Genomic DNA, 19,431 nt, shown 5'->3' on the forward strand with positions numbered 1-19,431 from the left:
GCGTTTTTGAGTATGATTTTCCCATTCATCAGACGGAGTTTTGCCATGTCCACTCTCGACGCGACAGCGCCGTCCGCCGCAACCCAAGGCGACGCGTCGCTCGTCAGCCTGCCCTGGATCAAGCAACTGGTGTCGATCGACACGACGAGCCGTGTGCCGAACCTCGGCCTGATCGAAACGGTGCGCGACGCGCTCGCCGCGAAGGGCATCGCATCGACGATCACGCACGATCCGCGCGACGGCTGGGCGAACCTGTTCGCGACCGTGCCCGCGCACGACGGCTCGACGAACGGCGGCATCGTGCTGTCCGGGCATACCGACGTCGTGCCGGTCGACGGCCAGCAATGGGACAGCAACCCGTTCGCGCCGGAAATCCGCGACGGCCGCCTGTACGGCCGCGGCACCTGCGACATGAAGGGCTTCATCGGCGCGGCGCTCGCGCTGCTGCCCGAGATGCAGGCGACGAAGCTCGCGAAGCCGATTCATTTCGCGCTGTCCTACGACGAGGAAATCGGCTGCGCAGGCGCGCCGCTGATGATTGCGGATCTCGTCAAGCGCGGCGTGCAACCGTCCGGCTGCATCGTCGGCGAGCCGACCAGCATGCGGCCGATCATCGCGCACAAGGGGATCAATGCGTACCGCTGCTGCGTGCGCGGCCACGCGGCGCATTCGTCGCTGACGCCGAAGGGGCTGAACGCGATCGAGTACGCGGCGCGCCTCATTTGCCACATCCGCGACATCGCCGAGCGCTTTCGCGCCGAAGGCCCGTTCGACGAACTGTACGACGTGCCGTTCACGACCGCGCAGACGAGCACGATCCAGGGCGGCAACGCGATCAACACGGTGCCGGCCGAGTGCCGCTTCGACTTCGAGTTCCGCAACCTGCCGACGCTCGATCCCGAGCAGATCTTCACGCGCATCGAAGCGTATGCACGGGACACGCTGCTGCCGCAGATGCTTCGCGAGCATCCGAATGCCGCGATCGAATTCTCGAAGATCGCCGCGGCGCCCGGCCTCGACGCCACCGAACAGGCCGCGATCACGCAGCTCGTGCGCGCGCTGACGGCCGACCAGGACAAGCGCAAGGTCGCCTATGGCACCGAGGCCGGTTTGTTCCAACGTGCGGGCATCCCGAGCGTCGTGTGCGGGCCCGGCAACATCGAGCAGGCGCACAAGCCGAACGAATATGTCGAGCTTGCGCAGCTCGCCGGCTGCGAGCAGTTCCTGCACAAGTTCATCCGCAGCATGTCGGTCGACGCGCACTGACTGCCCCCCGCCACGCCGGCCCGCGTGTGCGGGCCGGCCCACTTCGCCACCCGCCACGTCATGTCGACTGAACAACAGGGCACCGCCCATACGACGATCGACGGCGAGCCGATTCCGACGCTCGACGAAATCGCCGCGCAGCATTTCGCGCTGTCGCCGTGGGTCGCGCGCACGCCCGTGTTCGAGCGCGCCGACCTGCCTTCCCTCGAAGGCACGCACGTCAACTTCAAGTTCGAGCTGCTGCAGGTGAGCGGCAGCTTCAAGGCGCGGGGCGCGTTCACGCACCTGCTCGCGCTCGACGAAGCCCGCAAGAACGCCGGCGTCACCTGCGTGTCGGCCGGCAATCACGCGGCGGCCGTCGCGTATGCGGCGATGCGGCTCGGCAGCAGCGCCAAGGTCGTGATGTTCCACACCGCAAGCCCGTCGCGCATCGCGCAGTGCAAGCAGTACCGCGCGGAAGTCGTGCTGGCCGGCAGCGCGTCGCAGGCATTCGACCTGGTCCGGCGGATCGAGGCCGAGGAAGGCCGCTTCTTCATCCATCCGTTCAACGGCTATCACACGATTCTCGGCACCGCGACGCTCGGCTACGAATGGGCGACGCAGACTCCGGACCTCGACGCGGTGATCGTGCCGATCGGCGGCGGCGGGCTCGCGGCCGGCATGGCGACCGCGCTGCGGCTCGCGAATCCGCGCGTGCACGTGTACGGTGTCGAGCCGGAAGGCGCCGACGCGATGAGCCGCAGCTTCGCGGCGAATCACACGATCAAGATGGGCGCGATGCAGACGATCGCCGATTCGCTGATGGCGCCGCATACCGAGGAATACAGCTACCAGCTGTGCCGACGCCACGTCGACCGCATCGTCACCGTGTCCGACGACGCGCTGCGGGCCGCGATGCTGTTCCTGTTCTCGCAACTGAAACTGTCGGTCGAACCGGCGTGCGCGGCTGCGCTGGCCGCCCTGCTCGGCCCGCTGCGCGAAACGCTGCAGGGCAAGCGCGTCGGCGTGCTGCTATCGGGCACCAATACCGACCCCGCCACGCTCGGCATGCATCTCGCGCACGCGAAACTGCAGCACTGACCCCACGTCGGGCACGCGTGGACGAACCTAGGGTTATCCCCAGATTATGTTGACAGCCCTGTTGATAACCCGCCGGACAAGCACGCAAGTGGTTGAGCGCGCAGCGTTTTGCGCACGTGGAGGTCGATCGTCACGAAATGGGCAGATGCGGTCGCTGGCCGCATGTGTCATGGCGATCGCACTGCTCGCCGGTTGCGCGGCACCGCCGTCGCCCGTCGTCGGCACATCGCCGGCCTGCACGCAGCCGGGCGAAAACCGCATGCTGCAGGCCGACCTGCTGTTCGGGCGCGACATCACGGGGCGCGGCCCCGTCACCGATGCGGAGCGCGCGGCATTCCTCGCCGATACGGTCACCCCACGGTTCCCCGATGGCCTCACCTACTGGGACACACACGGCCAGTGGCGCGACCAGACAAGCGGCGGGATCACGCGCGAAGACAGCTTCGTGATCCGTATCATCGCGGACGACACGCCCGATACACGTGCGCGGCTCGCCGCGATCCGGCAAGCGTACATGCAGCGATTCCACCAGCAATCGGTCGGCATGACCGTCGTGCCCGCCTGCGCATCGTTCTGATTTCCCCTTCTCCGCCTGCCGGCCATTCGCGCAAAAGAAATCGCGCAAAAAAAACGGGCGCCCGAAGGCGCCCGTCGCATGCCGGAACAGCAGCGTGCCGCTTACTTGTTCTCGAACATGTCCATGATCTGCTGCTTCTCCTGCGGCGTGACAGGCGGCGGCGCAAGCCCCGCCGCACCGGCCGAGCCGAGTGCGTCGTTCGCGCTGATCGCGTTCTCGGCCGGGTTGATGTCGACGTTCGAGACGAAGCCGTTGCCCGGCGTGCGATCGGCGTAGTACAGCTCGCCGTCGATCGAGGTCAGGCCATCCGGCATCGGCATCTGCTGCTCGGGTACACCGTTCAGCGCGGTGCGCATGTAGTTCACCCAGATCGGCAATGCGAGCTGCGCGCCGAATTCGCGGCTGCCGAGGCTCTTCGGCTGGTCGAAACCCATCCACGCGACCGCGACGAGCGACTGCTGGTAGCCGGCGAACCAGCCGTCCTTCGCGTCGTTCGTCGTACCCGTCTTGCCCTGCAAGTCGCTGCGGCCCAGTACGTTGGTGCCCGCGCCCGTGCCGGCCGTCGCGACCGAATGCAGCAGGCTGTTCATCACGTACGCGTTGCGGCCTTCGATCGTGCGCGGCGCCGTGCTGCCCGCCAGCACCGGCTGCGACTTCTGCAGCGCCTGGCCGCGTGCGTCGTCGACTTCGGCGATCAGGTACGGATCGACCTTGTAGCCACCGTTCGCGAACACCGCATAGCCGGTTGCCAGCTGCAGCGGCGTCACGAGGCCCGCGCCGAGCGCCATCGGCAGGTAAGGCGGCGTCTTCGCGGGATCGAAACCGAAGCGCTGCGTCACGTACTGCTGCGCATACTGCGTACCGATCGATGCGAGGATCCGGATCGACACGAGGTTCTTCGAACGCTGCAGGCCGGTGCGCATCGTCATCGGGCCGTCCGGCTGGTCGTCGTCCTTCGGCTCCCATGCGGTGCCGCCCGGGACGCTCGGCGGGAAGTACAGCGGCGCATCGTTGATCATCGTCGCCGGCCCCATGCCCTTGTCGAGCGACGCCGAGTAGATGAACGGCTTGAACGACGAGCCCGGCTGCCGCCAGGCCTGCGTCACGTGGTTGAACTTGCTCTTGTTGAAGTCGAAGCCGCCGACGAGCGAACGGATCGCGCCGTCCAGCGGCGCGATCGCGACGAGCGCGCCTTCGACCTGCGGCAGCTGCACGACCTGCCAGCCCGTCTTGCCGTCCTTCAGCACGCGCACGACGGAGCCCGGCTTGATGCGCAGCGTGTCGTTCGCGCGGGGGCTGAGCGCGCCCGCCACGAAGCGCAGCCCGGCCGGGCCGATCGTCGTGGTCGCGCCGCCGACGAACTGCACCTCGACCGCGTTCGGCGATGCCGACAGCACGACCGCCGACTGCAGATCGCCGTTGTCCGGGTGATCGGCGAGCGCGTCGTCGATCGCCTCGTCGCGGTCGTCGCCGGCCGCGGGCAGCTTGATCGACGCTTCCGGCCCGCGATAGCCGTGGCGGCGCTCGTAGTCGAGAATGCCGCGGCGCACGGCCTGGTAGGCGGCTTCCTGGTCGGACGAGTTGATCGTCGTCGTGACGGTCAGCCCGCGCGTATAGGTTTCGTCCTTGTACTGCTGGTACATCATCTGCCGCACCATCTCGGCGACGTACTCGCCGTGCACCGCGTACTGGTTGCCCGGCGTGCGCACGTGGATCTCTTCCTTCACGGCCGCGTCGTACTGCGGCTGCGTGATGTAGCCGACCTCGAGCATGCGCTTCAGGATGTACTCCTGGCGCACCTTCGCGCGCTTCGGATTGACGACCGGGTTATACGCGGACGGCGCTTTCGGCAGCCCCGCGAGCATCGCGGCTTCGGCCAGCGTGATGTCCTTCAGGTCCTTGCCGAAATACACGCGCGCGGCGGCCGCGAAGCCGTACGAGCGCTGGCCGAGATAGATCTGGTTCATGTACAGCTCGAGGATCTGGTCCTTCGTCAGGGCCTTCTCGATCTTGTACGCGAGCAGCATTTCGTAAATCTTGCGCGTGTAGGTCTTCTCGCTCGACAGGAAGAAGTTGCGCGCGACCTGCATCGTGATCGTGCTCGCGCCCTGGCGCGCGCCGCCGTGCATCAGGTCGGCGACACCGGCGCGCAGGATGCCGACGAAGTCGACGCCGCCGTGTTCGTAGAAGCGGTAGTCCTCGATCGCGAGCACCGCCTTCTTCATCACGTCCGGAATGTCCTGGAAGCGCACGAGGCTGCGGCGCTCCTCGCCGAACTCGCCGATCAGCACGTGATCGGCCGTGAACACGCGCAGCGGCACCTTCGGCTGGTAGTTGGTCAGCGCATCGAGCGACGGCAGCTGCGGCGCCATCACGACCAGCGCGTAGCCGACGATCAGCGCGCCGACGATCGCCAGCGTCGCGATGAGGCCGGCGAACCACAGCATGACGCGCGAGCCGAACGAGCGACCGCGCCCTCCGCCGCTGCTGCGCTGGGTGCGGCGGCCGTCGTCGCGATCGTCGTCATCGGGGTAATAGGCTCCGGACGGCGAACGGCGCAGCGTGTAGTGGGGTTCGTTCCTGTCGGAAGAAGAAGGCGGTCGTTTGATAATTGGCATGTCGGAATGGCGGGCGGTCGTGGCACCCTCGGACGCATGCGGAAATGCAGGCGAATGAATCAGAGCGGATACAGCGTGATGCGGCTGTCACGTCGACAGACCCCGCCGCGCGGCGATCCGTTCCCGCGACGTGACAGCGCATTTTAATGAAATCGACCGGATGCCTTCGCGATTTTTTGTAAAAATTCCCGCAATGCCGTGATTTGAGGAACGTATTGTCGTCATCCTCTGCCTATCATGGACACGCAATATCGCGCGCACGGCGGATTTTCTTTCAATCGCGAAAGGTTCGACATCCTGATGCGCCAGCCGCTTGAACTCGCGCGTTTAAGCCGTATTTAAGTGAACCGGTGGTGTAATATCCGCCGGCTCATGCGGGTCGGAACCGGCTCGCAACGGGCACTGCCGCTCTCACGCGGCGCCTATCAACCACGGAGGATTTCATGTCGCTTTTCGACTCTGTTTCGCGCACGATCAAAGGCCTGCTGAACGATGCGGCCGATTCGGTACAGGATCCGTCGCGCGACGCACGGCAGATCGTGCGGGAGCTCGACGACAGCATCGGCCGTGCCGAGAATTCGCTGATCGAGATCGAGGCACAGGTCGCGACCCAGCGCAGCAAACGCGATGCGGCCGACGACAAGGTGAAGAAGTACGAGGAAGGCGCGAAGCGCGCGCTGCAGGCCGGCGATGAAGCACTCGCCCGCGAGGCGCTCGGCGCGCAGTCGAACGCGGAAGCCGAGCGCGACGCGCTCGCAGCCGAATTGACGACGCTCGAGCCGTCGGTCGACAAGCTGAAGGGGCAGATCGCCGACATGCGTCAGCGCCGCAACGACCTGAATGCCCGCTCGAACATCCTGCAGGCCAAGCAGGAGATCGCGCAGGCGAAGGACGTCGCGGCCAGCGCGCTGGGCGGCATCGGCGGCAAGAACCTGTCCGAGGACTTCCAGAAGCTCGAGGACAAGGTCGCGCTGCAGAACGCACGCTCGGACGCGCGCCTGAATTCGGCCGACACGTCGAGCGGCAAGGCGCTCGACGACAAGCTCGCCGCGCTGAACAAGGGCCCGTCGGTCGAGGATCGCCTCGCCGCGCTGAAGAAGCAGCTCGACACGCCCGCGCAGTAACGATATCTGCGGGCCACCGCGCCGCCGCCCGCCCCGGGCGCGGCGCGAACCGATCGTCAGGAGACGGGCGCCTGCGCCCGGTTCGACCATGAAGAAATCTCTCGCCGCACTCGGCCTCTCGCTGATGTTGCTGTCGTCCGCCGCGTTTGCGGTCCCGTCGCTGCAGCAGGTCGAGCAGTCGATCGCGCAACGCAACTGGCAGCAAGCCGACACGCAGCTGTCGCAAGTCATCGACGCCCATCCGAACAACGCGCATGCGCGCTACCTGTACGCACAGGTGCTGGACCGCGAAGGCCGCGCGTCCGACGCACTCGCGCAGTTGCAGCGCGCAAAATCGCTCGATCCGCAACTCAAGTTCACCGATGCTTCGCGCTTCGCGCAGACCGAGTCGCGCATCCGTGCCGACGCGGCGCGCGTGAGCGGCAACGTGCCGTCGGCCACGCAGGCCGGCACGCTGCAATCGTCGCTCGCGCCCGCCGTCGCGCCGGCCGAAAAACACGGCCCGTCGACCGGCATGTGGATCGGCTTCGGGCTGATCGCCGCGGTGATCGCGCTGGTGCTGCGCTGGACGCTGCGGCGCGCACGCACGGCCGACGACAGCCGCGCCGATGACGAACGCCGCACGCAGCTCAAGCGCGCCACCGACGTGTTGAACGACATCCGCCCGCTGAAACTCGACGCGAAGCTGTCGACGGCGCCCGGCGCCGCGGCACTCACGGGCGAACTCGAAGCGATCGAGACCGATGCGCGCACGCTCGTCGAATCGCTGTCGAACGGCAAGAATCCGGTGCCGCCGTATCGCGTCGACGAACTCGAACAGCGTCATGCGAGCGTGAAGGCACGCATCGAAGGCCGTCCCGATCCGGCCGCGCAACCCGCGGCGCCGGCGAACGGCAGCGGCTCCGTGTATGCGCAGGAAGCCGACCGCATGACGGGCGCGCAAGGCCAGCCGTACCCGCAGCAGCCCTACCCGCAACAGCAACCGCCGGTGGTGATCCAGCAAGGCGGCGGGGGTTTCGGCGGCGGCATGGGCGGGTTGCTGACCGGTGTGTTGCTCGGCGAGGCGATGTCGGGCGGCCGCGAGCGTGTGGTCGAACGCGACGTGATCGTCGACGGCGAGCGCCGCCGGCAGGACAACGACCCGGGCTTCGACTTCGGCCGCGGCGACAGTTCGAACTGGAGCGACGGCAACGGTGGCGGCGGCGGCATGGATCTCGGCAGCAACGACGACGGCTGGACCGACGACAACACCTGACACCACGCAGCGCGTCGACGCACCCGCGACGCGCTGCCACGCACGCCGCGCTCCCCTGCATGGCCGGCCGCGCCGACGCGCGGATTTGTCAATCATTTCAAGATGGACTACCGGCAATGGGGAGCGTTCGCTATCATGCGGCCATCGGCGTGCCACCGACCCTCATTCGACGCTCTGCATCCCTGCGCGTCGCGGCACGCCTCCTCTCGCCCCAAACAGGAGAAAGCCGCTCATGAGCATCATCAAGGAATTCAAGGAGTTCGCCGTCAAGGGCAACGTCATGGATCTCGCCGTCGGCGTGATCATCGGCGGCGCGTTCTCGAAGATCGTCGACTCGGTCGTGAAAGACCTCATCATGCCGGTCATCGGCGTGCTGACCGGCGGCCTTGATTTCTCGAACAAGTTCGTTCTGCTCGGCACCATTCCCCCGACGTTCAAGGGTAATCCCGATTCGTTCAAGGACCTGCAGGCCGCGGGTGTCGCCGCGTTCGGCTACGGCTCGTTCATCACGGTGGCAATCAATTTCGTCATCCTCGCGTTCATCATTTTCCTGATGGTGAAATTCATCAACAAGCTGCGCAAGCCGGAAGATGCCGCGCCGGCCGCGACGCCGGAAGACACGGTGCTGCTGCGCGAGATCCGCGATTCGCTGAAGCAGCGCTGATCGCCAGGCGCCCCGCCAGCCAGGCCCGCCCCGTGCGGGCCTTTTTATTGCGTGCGCGATGCACCGCCGCATGCGGCCTATCTCACTTTTTTGTGACGGGCGAATGCACGCGCGGGGAAAGCAGGTCTATGATGGAGACTAAACGACAGTACGGGCGCCAAGACGCTGGCTGTGTCGATCATGGCGAGCAGGTCGACGGGAGACATTGATCGTCGTACTGCACGAAGGCAGCATTTTCGTGTGCTATAAAGGATCGACATGCGGCGTACATAGCCGGGAGTGGGTCGCATGAAAGTGCCGCATTTCTTGCAATTGTTTTTGAGGCGAGTGTTTATGTCCTTCCCGAAAAAACGTCGGCGTGCCCAGCAGGATGGCCAGGAGTCATTCCTCGCGGTATTGCGCCACTCGAAACCGTTTGCCCAGCTCGACACCAAGATTGCCCGCGCCCGTGCGCAGGACGAGCCCGTCCTGTACGCACATGTGCTGCCCGGTCTCGACGTGCTCCTGTGCAGCGTGCGCGGTGCCCAGCCGCCTTATCCCGCCATCGCCGAACTGCGCAAGCGCTGCATCGAGTCGATCGCCAACGCGCTCGAGCAGCCGCTGGACGGCCTCGAGAACGGTGGATACTGGTATGAAGCAAACGGCTTCGGCTTCCTCGTGTTCGCCAGCCGTGCGCGTGCGCGCATCCTGCCCGAGTTTGGTGCAGGCACGAAAGCGAGCCTGCGCGGCGGGCTCGGCCGCCAGAACGCCGGCGACACGACACCACGCTCCCTCGGCTGATCGCCCCGCCATTCGATGGGCCGCCTCCGCGCGGCCCATCTGCCATTCACACGCCCCGCTTGTCCGTCACGACGCCTGCTGGCGGCCGTTGCCCGGCCGCACGATGTCGATGAACGCGGCGAAATCGGCGCCGGCGAGCCCCTGCGCGGCGCCGAGCCGCAACACTTGCTGCACGGTGGCCGACACGGGCATCACGGCGCCCGTGTCGCGCGCCGCGTCGGCGATCGCATCGACATCCTTCTGGAACGTACTCAGCGCGCCGATCGGGGGATGACCGCCCGACGTCATGCGCGGCACGAACGTCTGCAGCAGCACCGAATCGGCCCAGCCGCCGGCCAGTGCTTCGGCGAGTCGCGCGGCGTCGATGCCGCTTGCCTGCGCCAGGCCGACCGCCTCGGCGATCGCGGTGACCGTCGCGGTCACGATCGCCTGGTTGCACAACTTTGCCGTCTGGCCCGCACCCGCGTCGCCCATGTGCGTGATGCGCGACGCGTACGTATCGATCAGCGCTCGCACCGCGTCGAGATCGGCCGCGCGGCCGCCGGCCATCACCGCGAGCGTGCCGGCCTGCGCGCCGGGCACGCCGCCCGACACCGGCGCATCGACCCAGCCGACCCCGAGCGCGGCCGCACGCGCCGCGTAGTCGCGCGTGGCGGCGGGCGGAATGCTCGAATGATCGACGATGCGCTGCACGCGGCGCGCGCCCGCATCACCCGAAAGCAGCCCGTGCTCGCCGAACACGACATCGCCCACCGCGCGCCCGTCGAGCACGCACACGAATACCGTCTCGACGCGCTCGGCCAGTTCGCGCGGCGTACCGACTACCTGCGCGCCGTCCTTCACGAGCGCCTCGGCCTTCTCGCGCGAACGATTCCATACGCTCACGCGATGCCCGGCCGCCAGCAAATGCCGAATCATCGGCGCGCCCATCAATCCCGGTCCGCAAAATCCGACTTCCACGATGCTCCTCGTCTCCGATATGGGTTGCACTTGCCGCCCATCATACCTATCACTCAAGAAGCCGGGCACGCGCGGCGCCGCTTCGGGACCACGGCTTGCGCCGGCCATCCATACCGACATCCCAGGGAGCGCACCATGAGCGACCACGTGTACAAGATGATCGAGTTGACCGGTTCGTCGCAGAAATCGAGCGACGACGCCATCCGCAACGCGATCTCGAAAGCCGGCAAGACGCTACATAACCTGCACTGGTTCCAGGTGACCGAAACGCGCGGCCACATCGAAGGCGACCAGGTCGTGCACTGGCAGGTCACGCTGAAGGTCGGCATGCGTATCGACGACTGACGCACCCGTCGCCTCACCCGCCGCGTCGCGATCCGGATCCGTGCAATACGGACCCGCGCGGCGCAACGCGTCCCGTATTTCACCTCGTCCGGCCCCCTGGTCGAGCCCCCGCCGGCGGGTAGCCGCGGGTATCCATCTCTTGACGCTGATTTTCGTTCATATTAAAAACAATATACCCACCCCATCCCTCGATCAGCCCAGCCATATAAACCGGAGATAACATGAGTCAGCAACGCGAGGCGATCGACACGTACCTCTTGCGCGTCTTGCACACCTTGTTGATGGAGCGCAGCGTCACGCGCGCGGCCGTCAAACTGAACCAGTCGCAACCGGCGATCAGCGCCGCGCTGCGGCGCCTGCGCGACATCACCGGCGATCCGCTGCTGGTGCGCGGCAAATCCGGCATGGTGCCGACCGAATACGGGCTGCGCCTGCTCGAGCCCGTGCAGAACGCGTTGCGTGAAATCGAGCGCATCAAGTTCCAGCAGCACAACTTCGACCCGGCCACGTCGATCCGCTGCTACCGGATCGGCTGCCCCGACTACCTGAACGTGCTGTTCGTGCCGACCGTGGTCGAGCGCTTCCGCCAGGCCGCGCCGAACGCGACGCTCGAATTCCATTCGCTCGGCCCCGCGTTCGACTATGAGCTCGCGCTGGAAGACGGCAAGCTCGACATCGTCGTCGGCAACTGGCCCGAACCGCCCGAGCAGCTGCACCTGTCGAACCTGTTCGTCGACGAAATCGTCTGCCTGATGAGCAACACGCACCCGTTCGCGAAGCGCGGCGGGCTGACGCTCGACCAGTACCTGAACGCGCCGCATCTCGCGCCGACGCCCTACTCGGTCGGCCAGCGCGGCGCGATCGACGTGCATCTCGCGCGCGAACGGCTCAAGCGCCACGTGGTCGTCACGCTGCCGTACTTCAATCTCGCGCCTTACGTGCTCGTGAAGTCGGACCTGATCTTCACGACCACGCGGCTGTTCGCCGATCACTACGCGAAGTTCCTGCCGCTGTCGGTCGTGCCGGCGCCGCTCGACTTCCCGCCGATGCAGTACTACCAGCTGTGGCACGAGCGCTGCCACTACTCCGACGAAGTACGCTGGCTGCGCAGCCTCGTCGCCGAAGCCACCCGCACGCTGATCGAGGCATAAGCCGCGCACCCGATCCGCAACGTGCTGCGCGACCTCCCCGCCGACGCGTCAGCGCGCAGCTTCCACGAGGGCGTGCGCGAGCGCGTTGTGACGCTCGATCACGGGCGGCAGGTCGAGCGTCGCGAGCCGCCCTTCCCGCACCACCACCTTCCCGTTCACCACCGTGTACGCCGTCTGCGACGGCGCGCAGAACACGAGCGCCGCGACCGGATCGTGCAGCGCGCCCGCGAACAGCGGCTGGCGCAGGTCGAATGCGGCGAAGTCCGCGGCCATGCCGGGCTTCAGCGCGCCGATGTCGTCGCGGTTCAGCACCTTCGCGCCGCCGAGCGTCGCGATCTCGAGCGCTTCGCGCGCGGTCATTGCGTCGGGCCCGAAACCGACCCGCTGCAGCAGCAGCGCCTGGCGTACCTCGGCCACCATCTGCGCGCCGTCGTTCGATGCTGAGCCGTCGACGCCGAGGCCGACCGGCACGCCCGCGAGACGCATCTTCTTCACCGGCGCGATGCCGGACGCGAGCCGCATGTTCGAGCACGGACAGTGCGCGACGCCCGTGCCCGTGCGCGCGAACAGGCCGATGCCCGCATCGTCGAGCTGCACGCAGTGCGCATGCCATACGTCGTGGCCGACCCAGCCGAGATCCTCCGCATATTCGGCGGGCGTCATCCCGAACTTCTCGCGGCTGTATGCAATGTCGTTGACGTTCTCCGCGAGGTGCGTGTGCAGCGATACGCCGTATTCGCGCGCGAGCACGGCCGCGTCGCGCATCAGGTCGCGGCTCACCGAGAACGGCGAACACGGCGCAACCACCACGCGCAGCATCGCGTAACGCCCTTCATCGTGATAGGTCTCGATCAGGCGCTGCGTGTCGCGCAGGATGTCGGGCTCGCGCTCGACGACGGAATCGGGCGGCAACCCGCCGTCGCGCTGACCGACGCTCATCGCGCCGCGGCTCGCGTGAAAGCGCATGCCGATCCGCTGTGCGGCGCCGATGCTGTCGTCGAGGCGGCTGCCGTTCGGGTAGATGTACAGATGATCGCTCGACGTCGTGCAGCCCGACTGCAGCAGCTCGGCCATCGCGGTGAGCGTCGACACCTCGATCATCTCGGGCGTCAGGTGCGCCCAGATCTTGTAGAGGTTCGTGAGCCAGCCGAACAGCTCGGCGTTCTGTGCGGCCGGCACCGCGCGCGTCAGGCTCTGGTACATGTGGTGGTGCGTGTTCACGAGCCCCGGGATCACGAGGTGGCCGCGCAGGTCGAGCACTTCGTCGGCCGTCTCGGGCAACTCGGCGGACGGGCCGACCGCGACGATCCGGTTGTCTTCGATGTAGAGCCCCGCGTCGCGCAGCTCGCGCCGCGTGTCGTCCATGGTCACGAGCACGTCGGCGTGCTTGACCAGCAGGGTTTTCGGGCGGGATGAGGAGGTGTTCGGCGCGCGTGCGCCAGCGTGCTGCTCGAGGTTCATGCGTTCTCCGCGTCGGTCTGCCCCCAGGGGTGGATCCTGGGGACGGTCACACAGCCGTTCGAACGCTGAATCGCGGCACGCTCCGGTGCCCGCGTCCGTTCGAACGCCCTGGCCCGGTTACCCGGCGTGCTCGCCGTCTTCGGGGTACGCGCGGGCCACAGGCCAACGCGCACGGCGGGAGGATCGCCCAAGCGCGCGCCGCACACAATGCGCGATCCGGAATACCGCGCTTCACGGTTTCGATATGGTACGCCGCGCAACGCCCCGCCGGAGGCCCGAAACGCCCGCCGGGAGCCGTATCCGGCGGGCCGTCGACAGCCGCTCATGCGCGGCGCATTATCTTTGATATCGCGCCCGTATTTGCGCAGGGAACCTTTTTACAATGCCTGCACGGCGCTCGCTTCAATCTCGCCGACGGGTATGTAGCCACGTGACGTGGAGCCTCGATCCGCCGCACAGTCATGGATCGAGTCGCCGCCGAACCTCGCATTCACACAAGGACACAACGAATGGGAAAGCTCACTACCCACGTACTCGATACGGCGCACGGCCGTCCCGGCGCTGCAATCAAGGTGGACCTCTACGCGCTGGACGGCGAATCGCGCCGCGCGATCAAGACCGTGCTGACCAATAGCGACGGCCGCTGCGACGAACCCCTGCTCGAAGGCGCCGCGCTCGCCGCCGGCGAATACGAACTCGTGTTCCATGCCGGCGACTACTTCGCGTCGCTCGGCGTGAAGGTGCCCGAACCCCGTTTCGTCGATCGCGTCGTGCTCCGCTTCGGCATCGCCGACACCGGCTCGCACTACCACGTGCCGCTGCTCGTGTCGCCGTGGTCGTACAGCACCTATCGCGGCAGCTGACATTCGAATCAGCGCCCGCATCAAACAAACGATTTGAGTCTGGAGGAGTTTCATGGAAGGCTTCATCACCGACTGGCTGAACCTCGCGCTGCGATGGCTGCACGTCATCGTCGCCATTGCGTGGATCGGCGAGTCGTTCTATTTCGTCGCGCTCGACAACAGCCTGAAACCGCCGACCGACCCGAACCAGCGCAAGCGCGGTGTGTTCGGCGAACTGTGGCACGTCCACGGTGGCGGCTTCTACAACATGCAGAAGTACACGGTCGCGCCGCCGGAAATGCCCGATGACCTGCACTGGTCGAAGTGGCCGTCGTACACGACCTGGCTGTCGGGCTTCTCGCTGTTCTTCGTGCTGTACCTGCTCGCGCCGAACACCTACCTGATCGACAAGAGCGTGCTCGACATGGGCCCGGTGGTCGCCGTCGCGTCCGCACTCGGCTTCCTCGCGGCCGGCTGGATCGTCTATGACTCGCTGTGCCGCATCCTCGGCACCAACGACCGCGTGCTCGGCATCTGCGTCGGCATCTACGTGGTCGCCGCCGCGTACCTCGCGTGCCACATCTTCGCGGGTCGTGCCGCCTACCTGATCGTCGGCGCGATGCTCGCGACGATCATGTCGGCGAACGTGTTCTTCGTGATCATCCCCGGCCAGCGCAAGATGGTCGACAAGATGCTCAAGGGCGAAGAGCCGAACCCGATCTACGGCAAGCGCGGCAAGCAGCGCTCGGTGCACAACACGTACTTCACGCTGCCGGTCGTATTCGCGATGCTGTCGAACCACTACGCGATGACCTACACGAACAAGTTCAACTGGGTCGTGCTCGTGCTGATCATGCTGGCCGGCGCGCTGATCCGCCAGTTCTTCGTGATGCGCCACCGCGGCAAGCAGCTGTGGTACCTGCCGATCGGCGGCGTCGCGCTGCTGGCAGGCGCACTGGTCTGGACGACGCCGAAGCCGGTCGCGCCGGAAGCGCAGGCCGCGAACGCGCCGAAGGTCGTGATCAACGACATCATGCCGATCCTGCAGCAGCGCTGCGTCGAGTGCCACTCGGCGAAGCCGACGCTGATGGGCAGCGCGCCCGCAGGGGTGATGTTCGACACGCCGGACGAAGTGTCGAAGAACGCGCAGCGTATCTACGAACAGGCCGTGCGCCTGAAGGCAATGCCGATCGGCAACGTCACGCACATGACCGACGACGAGCGCACGAAGCTCGCCGCCTGGTTCGAAGGTGGCGCGAACAAGTAAGCCGTCGTGCGCCGGGGTCGTTCTCCGGCGCAATCCTCTCCGTTCGCGGGCCCGATGACGGGCCCGTTTTTTTGCATGTTCCGAATGCGCTTCGCGCGTCAGCCGCGCATCGCATCGCGCTGGAGCGCGACGAGCGCATCGAGCGCACGCGGGCCATCGTCGAACGGCACGAAGATGTGATCGTGGTATGCGGCGGCCATCACGTTGCAACTGATGCCGGCCGCGCCGAGCGCCCGTGCGAATGCTGCCGTGAGGCCCACCGCCGCGAGGTCCGAATGCACGGTCAGCGTGATCCAGGCCGCACGGAACAGCACGGGCCAGCCGTGACGCGCTGCCGTCTCCTCTTCGACCACGACGGTCAGCCCTTCCGCCTCGCGGAACGTTGCAATTACTTCGGATAACGATACGTCTGCATCGGTCGGCAGCAACACGAATGCGAACGCGCCCGGAAGCAGTTCGGGCTGCATCGTGCTCAGCAGGATCGCGAGGTTGCTTTCAGGTTGGCTCATCGAAGGAACACGCGTGGAAAACGGCGTCGAGCAGTGGCGATGCGGGCACGATAGCACGCGCCGCCGCCACCATTAAACGCACATCGTCGCGACTTCATCTGCAAGCCAGTCGCGCAAGGCGACGATGCGCGGATCGTCCTGCGTGCGCTCCGGATACACGACGTGATACGCAAGGCCGGGCGCCACCTCGACGTTCACGTCGAACAGCTGCACGACGCGCCCCTCCGCGAGATCGCGCGCGATCATGCGCGGCTCCGCCAGACCGATCGCGGTGCCGTCCGTCACAGCCTGCACGACGTGGCTCGAATCCGGAAACGATACGCACCGGCTGTCGTCGAAGCCGTCGACACCGGCCGCGGCCATCCAGGCCGCCCAGCGCGGCCAGGTCACGCCGTCGACTTCGCAGTCGACGTGGCAAAGCGTGTGGCGCAGCAGGTCGCGCGGCTTGCGCAATGGCGGCCCGGCCGACAGCAGCGCCGGACTGCAGATCGCAACGACCGACGTATCGAACAGGCGCTGCGCGCACGCATCGCGATCACGCCCGGTGCCGAAGCGGATCGCGACATCGATGTCGTCGTCATCGAAATCGCGCAACCGGTCGGTGATATCGAACGACAGCTCGAACGCAGGATGCTCGGCCCTGAAACGCGGCATCCGCGGCAGCAGCCAGTGCGTCGCGAAGCGCGCGCCGACCGATACGCGCAATTCCGTCTGCTCCCGCGCGACGCGCCGTGCCCGGGCAGTCGCGCGCTGCAGCCCCGCCAGCGCCTCGGCGGCCGCAGCGGCCAGCACGACACCGGCCGGCGTCAGCCGGATGCTGCGGCTCGTGCGGACGAACAGCGCCATGTCGAGCTGCGCTTCGATTCCCTTGATCTGGTGACTGACGGCCGCCGGCGTCAGCCCGACCTCGTCGGCCGCCCGCGAGAAATTCAGGTGCCGCGCCGCCGCATCGAACGTCCTCAGCGCGCGCGTACCGGGCCACATGCGTTCCATCGATCTTCAAACCGGATTTGATGACCCTTCCAAAACTACTCGTTTTTCAACACGCCATCAATCGGCAAACAATAGGCTTTCTTGAAGATGCCGTGAGCCCCGCGCTCGCGGCCAAACCCGGAGATACGCCAATGACCGTTGCCCCGTTCCCGTCCGTCGCTCAGCTCAACGGCGTCGCCGCCACCCCGGACGCGCTCGCCGCGCTCGCGTTCGCGGGCCATGCGCATTTCACCGCGATGCAGGTGCGCGACGGCCACGTGCGCGGCCTCGACCTGCATCTCGCGCGGCTGCGCGATGCGTCGAGCACGCTCTTCGGCCAGGCACTGCCCGACGACCGGATTCGCACGCTCCTGCGCGCCGCGCTCGATCGTGCGCCGCCGGCGCTGTCGCTGACGGCGACCGTGCATGCGACGACGGGCGAATTCGTCGCGCCGCGCGACGACGAAACGCTCGACGTGCTGGTCCGCACCGCCGCGCCATCGTCGGGACCGGCGGGCCCGCTCGATCTCGCGCTATTCGAACACGAGCGCGTACTGCCGGACATCAAGCACGTCGGTGAAGTCGCCAAGACGCACTTCCTGCGCCGCGCCATCGCGCAGGGTTTCGACGATGCGGCCTTCGTCGATCGCCACGGGCGCATCAGCGAGGGCTCGATCTGGAATCTGGCGTTCTGGACCGGCGACGCGGTCGTGTGGCCGGTGGCCGGCATGCTCGGCGGCGTCACGATGAGCATCCTGCGCCGGCAACTGGCGCGCATGGGCGTCGCGCAGCACGATCGCGAACTGGCACCGGCCGACCTGCCGTCGATGGCCGGCGCCGTCGTGATGAATTCATGGACGCCCGGGATCGCCGTGCGCCGCTTTGGCACGGCGACGTTGCCCGATTCGACATCGTTCGTCGCGCTGCTGCATCGCGCATACGAACAGGAGCCGCCGGCCGCGCCGTGACGCGCGCCGCCGCGAACCGCGCGCTGCTCACGCGTCGACCGTCTCCGGCAGCCGCGCGATCGCCTTGATCTCGAACTGGAAGCCGTACAGCCACGTCACGCCGACGGCGGTCAGCGTCGGATGCGGCGCGGCGCCCCAGTAGTCAGGGACGATCTCCCAGATCCGCTCGAACGTCGCCTCGGGGTCGACGAGGAACACGGTCACGTCGACGACGTCGTCGAACGTGCAGCCGGCCGCACGCAGCACGGCATTCAGGTTGTCGAACGCACGGCGGACCTGCGCGCCCAGCTCCGGCTCCGGCGAGCCGTCCTCTCGGCTGCCGACCTGCCCGGACACGAACAGGAAGCCGTTCGAGCGCAACGCCGGCGAATAGCGGTTGCGATCGTACAGTGCCTGGCGACCGGGCGGGAAAACCACGCTACGCTTTACCATCCCCTACCTCCTTCGGTTTGCGGGGCGAAACCGCCCCTGCATTAACGATGAAGGCACTTTAGGGACCATTGCACGGCGAATAAACCGGCAACCCTGTCCAACACTGTTTGCACGCACCAAACAATTCCGACCGACGCGGAGCCCTGACCCGATGGATCGATTCGACGCAATGCAGGCATTCGCCCGCGTGGTGGAAGCCGGCAGCTTCACGAAGGCAGCCGAGACGCTGCACATGAGCCGCACCACCGTCACGCAACTCGTGCAGCAGCTCGAAGCGCGGCTGCGCGTGAAGCTGTTCAATCGCACGACGCGCAAGGTTGTCGTCACGGCGGACGGCGCCGCGTACTACGACCGCGTCGTGCGGCTGCTGGCAGACATGGACGACGCCGAAACGAGCCTGTCCGCCGCGTCCGCGTCGCCCCGGGGGCGGCTGCGCGTGGACGTGCCGACCCCGTTCGCCCGCCTGATCCTGATCCCCGCGCTGCCCGCGTTCCATGCGCGTTATCCGGACATCCAGCTCGACATGGGCGTGAGCGACCGCGTGGTGGACGTGATCGGCGAGAACGTCGACTGCGTCGTGCGTGGCGGCGAGCCGACCGATCGCTCACTGGTCGCGCGGCGCGTCGGCGACCTGCGGCTCGGCGTGTATGCGTCACCGTCCTATCTCGCACGCGCCGGCACGCCGACGCATCCGGACGAGCTGGAGGATACGCATCACCGGGTCGTCGGCTTTCTGTGGGCGCGCATCGGCAAGGCATTGCCGTTTGCGATGGAACGCGACGGCGAGCAGGTCCACGTGCGCGGACGCTACGTGCTCGCGGTCGACGACGGCAATGCGTACCTCGAGGCCGGCCTCGCCGGACTGGGCATTCTGTGGCTGCCGGACTACATGGCGGGCGCGCATCGCGCCCGCGGCGAACTGGTGCCGCTGTTCGAGCAATGGCAGCTCGAACCGATGCCGATGTACATCGCGTTCCCGCCGAACCGGCACGTCAGCGCGAAGCTGCGCGTCTTCATCGACTGGGTCGCCGAGCTGATGGCGCAGCATGCACCGATTGCGAACCGGCGTCGCGGCGCCGGCAGCTCGCACGACACGCGCAAAAACGCGGCGACCTGAATCGCGCCGAACCGGCCGCACAAAAAAAAACCGCGCATGATGC

The 19,431-nt window shown here is 66.9% G+C and carries 19 protein-coding genes; 13 read left to right on the plus strand and 6 right to left on the minus strand.

Going from position 1 to position 19,431, the window contains the following annotated elements:
• The first annotated feature begins 45 nt into the window (after positions 1-45).
• The 3 genes from argE to LXE91_RS15640 all read left to right on the plus strand — a co-directional run bounded on the left by argE (position 46) and on the right by LXE91_RS15640 (position 2,923).
• A complete protein-coding gene (gene argE / locus LXE91_RS15630; protein WP_039342853.1) occupies positions 46-1,266 on the plus strand; it encodes an acetylornithine deacetylase in 1,221 nt (406 codons plus the stop codon).
• Positions 1,267-1,326: 60 nt separating this feature from the next.
• Entirely contained in the window at positions 1,327-2,346 is a 1,020-nt protein-coding gene (locus LXE91_RS15635) for a threonine/serine dehydratase family protein (RefSeq protein ID WP_039342851.1), read from the plus strand.
• A 145-nt stretch (positions 2,347-2,491) separates the two neighbouring features.
• Positions 2,492-2,923 (plus strand): DUF3574 domain-containing protein, encoded by a 432-nt coding sequence (locus tag LXE91_RS15640; protein WP_039342849.1) that lies wholly within the window; start codon positions 2,492-2,494, stop codon positions 2,921-2,923.
• Positions 2,924-3,024: 101 nt separating this feature from the next.
• Here LXE91_RS15640 and LXE91_RS15645 read toward each other — a convergent pair whose 3' ends face one another.
• Positions 3,025-5,541, minus strand: coding sequence for a penicillin-binding protein 1A (locus LXE91_RS15645; RefSeq protein ID WP_039342847.1), 2,517 nt, complete (start codon positions 5,539-5,541; stop codon positions 3,025-3,027).
• A 443-nt stretch (positions 5,542-5,984) separates the two neighbouring features.
• Between LXE91_RS15645 and LXE91_RS15650 the strand changes: the two genes are divergently transcribed.
• The 4 genes from LXE91_RS15650 (at position 5,985) to LXE91_RS15665 (ending at position 9,364) form a co-directional block, all read left to right on the plus strand.
• Positions 5,985-6,665, plus strand: coding sequence for a PspA/IM30 family protein (locus LXE91_RS15650; protein WP_039342846.1), 681 nt, complete (start codon positions 5,985-5,987; stop codon positions 6,663-6,665).
• Positions 6,666-6,753: 88 nt separating this feature from the next.
• Positions 6,754-7,920 (plus strand): tetratricopeptide repeat protein, encoded by a 1,167-nt coding sequence (locus LXE91_RS15655; protein ID WP_039342844.1) that lies wholly within the window; start codon positions 6,754-6,756, stop codon positions 7,918-7,920.
• A gap of 232 nt (positions 7,921-8,152) precedes the next feature.
• Positions 8,153-8,584: a large conductance mechanosensitive channel protein MscL gene (mscL, locus tag LXE91_RS15660; RefSeq protein ID WP_039342842.1), complete on the plus strand. Its 432-nt coding sequence runs from the start codon at positions 8,153-8,155 to the stop codon at positions 8,582-8,584.
• Between the two features lie 333 nt (positions 8,585-8,917).
• The gene (locus LXE91_RS15665; protein WP_027784713.1) at positions 8,918-9,364 is read left to right on the plus strand and encodes a hypothetical protein; all 447 of its coding nucleotides are present in this window, start codon (positions 8,918-8,920) and stop codon (positions 9,362-9,364) included.
• A gap of 66 nt (positions 9,365-9,430) precedes the next feature.
• Here LXE91_RS15665 and LXE91_RS15670 read toward each other — a convergent pair whose 3' ends face one another.
• On the minus strand, positions 9,431-10,324 hold the full coding sequence (locus LXE91_RS15670; protein ID WP_039342835.1) for an NAD(P)-dependent oxidoreductase: 894 nt from the start codon (positions 10,322-10,324) through the stop codon (positions 9,431-9,433).
• Between the two features lie 135 nt (positions 10,325-10,459).
• On the opposite strand from LXE91_RS15670, the gene LXE91_RS15675 reads away from it, so the two are divergent.
• A complete protein-coding gene (locus tag LXE91_RS15675; RefSeq protein WP_039342833.1) occupies positions 10,460-10,669 on the plus strand; it encodes a dodecin in 210 nt (69 codons plus the stop codon).
• A 221-nt stretch (positions 10,670-10,890) separates the two neighbouring features.
• Positions 10,891-11,820, plus strand: coding sequence for a LysR substrate-binding domain-containing protein (locus LXE91_RS15680; RefSeq protein WP_006762467.1), 930 nt, complete (start codon positions 10,891-10,893; stop codon positions 11,818-11,820).
• A gap of 48 nt (positions 11,821-11,868) precedes the next feature.
• Here the strand turns inward: LXE91_RS15680 and LXE91_RS15685 are convergent, their stop codons facing one another.
• Positions 11,869-13,281 carry an 8-oxoguanine deaminase gene (locus LXE91_RS15685; protein ID WP_039342831.1) on the minus strand — a complete coding sequence of 471 codons (1,413 nt, stop codon included), beginning with the start codon at positions 13,279-13,281 and terminating at the stop codon, positions 11,869-11,871.
• Positions 13,282-13,790: 509 nt separating this feature from the next.
• On the opposite strand from LXE91_RS15685, the gene uraH reads away from it, so the two are divergent.
• The gene (uraH, locus tag LXE91_RS15690; protein ID WP_011352401.1) at positions 13,791-14,144 is read left to right on the plus strand and encodes a hydroxyisourate hydrolase; all 354 of its coding nucleotides are present in this window, start codon (positions 13,791-13,793) and stop codon (positions 14,142-14,144) included.
• 52 nt (positions 14,145-14,196) lie between these two features.
• Positions 14,197-15,390: a urate hydroxylase PuuD gene (locus tag LXE91_RS15695; RefSeq protein ID WP_039342830.1), complete on the plus strand. Its 1,194-nt coding sequence runs from the start codon at positions 14,197-14,199 to the stop codon at positions 15,388-15,390.
• Positions 15,391-15,488: 98 nt separating this feature from the next.
• On the opposite strand, the gene LXE91_RS15700 is transcribed toward LXE91_RS15695, so the two are convergent.
• Together LXE91_RS15700 and LXE91_RS15705 are read right to left on the minus strand one after the other, a co-directional pair.
• A complete protein-coding gene (locus LXE91_RS15700) occupies positions 15,489-15,899 on the minus strand; it encodes an ACT domain-containing protein (protein WP_039342828.1) in 411 nt (136 codons plus the stop codon).
• A gap of 72 nt (positions 15,900-15,971) precedes the next feature.
• Positions 15,972-16,892 (minus strand): LysR substrate-binding domain-containing protein, encoded by a 921-nt coding sequence (locus tag LXE91_RS15705; protein ID WP_039342827.1) that lies wholly within the window; start codon positions 16,890-16,892, stop codon positions 15,972-15,974.
• Between the two features lie 131 nt (positions 16,893-17,023).
• On the opposite strand from LXE91_RS15705, the gene LXE91_RS15710 reads away from it, so the two are divergent.
• On the plus strand, positions 17,024-17,839 hold the full coding sequence (locus LXE91_RS15710; RefSeq protein WP_039342825.1) for an aminotransferase class IV family protein: 816 nt from the start codon (positions 17,024-17,026) through the stop codon (positions 17,837-17,839).
• A gap of 27 nt (positions 17,840-17,866) precedes the next feature.
• On the opposite strand, the gene LXE91_RS15715 is transcribed toward LXE91_RS15710, so the two are convergent.
• Positions 17,867-18,271 carry a RidA family protein gene (locus LXE91_RS15715; RefSeq protein WP_039342823.1) on the minus strand — a complete coding sequence of 135 codons (405 nt, stop codon included), beginning with the start codon at positions 18,269-18,271 and terminating at the stop codon, positions 17,867-17,869.
• Positions 18,272-18,422: 151 nt separating this feature from the next.
• On the opposite strand from LXE91_RS15715, the gene LXE91_RS15720 reads away from it, so the two are divergent.
• Positions 18,423-19,388, plus strand: coding sequence for a LysR family transcriptional regulator (locus LXE91_RS15720; RefSeq protein WP_039342822.1), 966 nt, complete (start codon positions 18,423-18,425; stop codon positions 19,386-19,388).
• The last annotated feature ends 43 nt before the right edge of the window (positions 19,389-19,431 follow it).

This window comes from Burkholderia contaminans (assembly GCF_029633825.1).
Taxonomy (GTDB): Bacteria; Pseudomonadota; Gammaproteobacteria; order Burkholderiales; family Burkholderiaceae; genus Burkholderia; species Burkholderia contaminans.

Coding starts and splice junctions, on each gene's coding strand:
- LXE91_RS15705 (WP_039342827.1), bottom strand. CDS start 16,892: ATGGAACGCATGTGGCCCGGTACGCGCGCGCTGAGGACGTTCGATGCG.
- LXE91_RS15680 (WP_006762467.1), top strand. CDS start 10,891: ATGAGTCAGCAACGCGAGGCGATCGACACGTACCTCTTGCGCGTCTTG.
- LXE91_RS15640 (WP_039342849.1), top strand. CDS start 2,492: ATGCGGTCGCTGGCCGCATGTGTCATGGCGATCGCACTGCTCGCCGGT.
- LXE91_RS15665 (WP_027784713.1), top strand. CDS start 8,918: ATGTCCTTCCCGAAAAAACGTCGGCGTGCCCAGCAGGATGGCCAGGAG.
- LXE91_RS15720 (WP_039342822.1), top strand. CDS start 18,423: ATGGATCGATTCGACGCAATGCAGGCATTCGCCCGCGTGGTGGAAGCC.
- LXE91_RS15635 (WP_039342851.1), top strand. CDS start 1,327: ATGTCGACTGAACAACAGGGCACCGCCCATACGACGATCGACGGCGAG.
- LXE91_RS15675 (WP_039342833.1), top strand. CDS start 10,460: ATGAGCGACCACGTGTACAAGATGATCGAGTTGACCGGTTCGTCGCAG.
- LXE91_RS15645 (WP_039342847.1), bottom strand. CDS start 5,541: ATGCCAATTATCAAACGACCGCCTTCTTCTTCCGACAGGAACGAACCC.
- argE (WP_039342853.1), top strand. CDS start 46: ATGTCCACTCTCGACGCGACAGCGCCGTCCGCCGCAACCCAAGGCGAC.
- LXE91_RS15715 (WP_039342823.1), bottom strand. CDS start 18,271: ATGGTAAAGCGTAGCGTGGTTTTCCCGCCCGGTCGCCAGGCACTGTAC.
- LXE91_RS15650 (WP_039342846.1), top strand. CDS start 5,985: ATGTCGCTTTTCGACTCTGTTTCGCGCACGATCAAAGGCCTGCTGAAC.
- LXE91_RS15700 (WP_039342828.1), bottom strand. CDS start 15,899: ATGAGCCAACCTGAAAGCAACCTCGCGATCCTGCTGAGCACGATGCAG.
- LXE91_RS15695 (WP_039342830.1), top strand. CDS start 14,197: ATGGAAGGCTTCATCACCGACTGGCTGAACCTCGCGCTGCGATGGCTG.
- uraH (WP_011352401.1), top strand. CDS start 13,791: ATGGGAAAGCTCACTACCCACGTACTCGATACGGCGCACGGCCGTCCC.
- LXE91_RS15685 (WP_039342831.1), bottom strand. CDS start 13,281: ATGAACCTCGAGCAGCACGCTGGCGCACGCGCGCCGAACACCTCCTCA.
- LXE91_RS15655 (WP_039342844.1), top strand. CDS start 6,754: ATGAAGAAATCTCTCGCCGCACTCGGCCTCTCGCTGATGTTGCTGTCG.
- LXE91_RS15710 (WP_039342825.1), top strand. CDS start 17,024: ATGACCGTTGCCCCGTTCCCGTCCGTCGCTCAGCTCAACGGCGTCGCC.
- mscL (WP_039342842.1), top strand. CDS start 8,153: ATGAGCATCATCAAGGAATTCAAGGAGTTCGCCGTCAAGGGCAACGTC.